The organism is Rubrivirga sp. (genome assembly GCF_049648075.1).
Classification (GTDB): domain Bacteria; phylum Bacteroidota; class Rhodothermia; order Rhodothermales; family Rubricoccaceae; genus Rubrivirga.
Map to the genome: position 1 here is coordinate 1 of NZ_JBARYR010000527.1, position 1,683 is coordinate 1,683.

2 protein-coding genes are annotated in these 1,683 nt (G+C 72.1%); both read left to right on the top strand.

What is annotated here, in order from left to right; all coding sequences use genetic code 11:
* On the top strand, positions 1–688 hold a 688-nt coding region (locus WBA11_RS14715; RefSeq protein WP_424521418.1), incomplete at its 5' end, for a FecR family protein.
* Positions 688–1,683, top strand: a 996-nt coding sequence (locus WBA11_RS14720; protein ID WP_424521419.1) for a carboxypeptidase regulatory-like domain-containing protein, incomplete at its 3' end; no start/stop codon positions are given. The genes WBA11_RS14715 and WBA11_RS14720, both read left to right, overlap by 1 nt.

A 1,683-nucleotide genomic window follows, 5' to 3' on the forward strand; every position in this document is an offset into this window, starting at 1 on the left:
CGTGGCGTTGGTGGCCTGGCTGTTCGTTCCCGTCACGCACCTCGCGCCGGCCGGCGACGTCCTCGAGGTCGTGCTCCCCGACGGCTCCGTCGCCACGCTCAACGGTGGGTCCGAGCTGAGCCACCGCCGGTCGTTCTGGAGCGGCCGGGCGGTCGCCCTCGAGGGCGAGGCGTTTTTCCAGGTCGAGACCGGATCGCGCTTCGAAGTCTTGACCCACAACGCCAGCGTCGAGGTTCTGGGCACGGCGTTTAACGTCCTAGCCTGGCCCGCCGACGGCTCGACGGACGTCGCGGTCACGGAGGGACAGGTTCGCGTCGAGAACGACCAGAGCCGCTCGCTCGTCCTCGAGGCCGGCGACGTCGCCGAGGTCGGGTCCGACGTGTCCGCCCTCCCCGTCGATGCCGGTCGCCGGGCGGCGTGGCGCTCGGGCGCGGTCTCGTTCCAGGACCGGCCGCTCGGGTCCGTCCTCGACGAGGTCGAGCGACGCTACGGAATCGCCCTCGAGGCCGCGCCGAGCGTGCCGCTGGACGTCAGGGTGACGGCGTACTACACGGACCGCCCTGACATCGACGCGCTTCTGGGCGATTTGGGCGCGGCGGCAGGCGTCCGCTTTACACCCACCGCCCAAGGCTACCGCGTCCGCGCGAGTCGGCCGGTCGCACCGCCGCCGCCGGCCGTCCAGTCGTGATGACGCGAGCCCACATCGGACTCTGTCTTCTCGCAGCGCTCGTCGCGATCACGCCCTCGAGGGCGCAGACGGGCGAGGGCATCGTCTTCCGCGGCGTTCCCGCGAACCAAGCCCTCGCGGCCGTCGCCGACCGAGCCGGCATCGACGTGGTGTATTCGACGGCGCTCGTGGGCGACCGCCCCGTCTGGTGCGGCGGGTCGGGGTGGCAGGCCGAGGACCTGCTCCGCTGCATTACCGAGGCCGTCGGCCTCGACTTCGTGCGCCGGTCGACGGGGACGTACCTGGTGACGGCGCCCGTCGTGGACCGCGCGGCGCTCGGGGCCGTCTCGGGCCTCGTCCTCGATGCGGACACCGGCGAGCCCCTCGTGCTTGCTCACGTCCGGCTCGGGCCGTCGACGACGGTGACGGACGGGGCCGGCCGCTTCGTCGTGAGCGACGTCTCGCCTGGCCCCCACGTTCTCTTGGCGAGCTACGTCGGCTACCGGCCGCAAGCGTCGCGCGTGAGCGTCGCGCCGGGCGCGGTGGTTCGAGAGACGGTCGGAATGCGATCCGCGGTCGCCGGTGTTGGAACGGTCGTGGTGCGGGGAATCGAGACGCGCGGCTCCTCGCTGGAGTTGGGCGCCGACAACGGATTCGAGGTCTTGCCCGACCGCGTGACCGGCCAGCCAGGCGGGGACCCCGGGCTCGCGGAGGGGTCCCCGAGCGCGACCTCGAGTGTCGACGGCAAGGCCCTGCGCTCGCTCCTGGGCATCGGAGGCCGAACCTACCTCGACGCCTTGTCGATCCAAGGTGGCCAGACCGGAACCCATGCGCTGACCTTGGACGGCGCTCAGATCTACGAGCCGTTGCAGCTCGGCCCCGCCTTGGGATCCTTGAGCACGCTCGCCGTCGGCGGCGCGACGGTCCGAAAGGCAGGGTTCGGTGCCCGCCACGGCTCGCACCTGTCCGGCGTCCTCGAGGTCCACCACGACTTGGCTCGTCCTCGAGGACGAGCC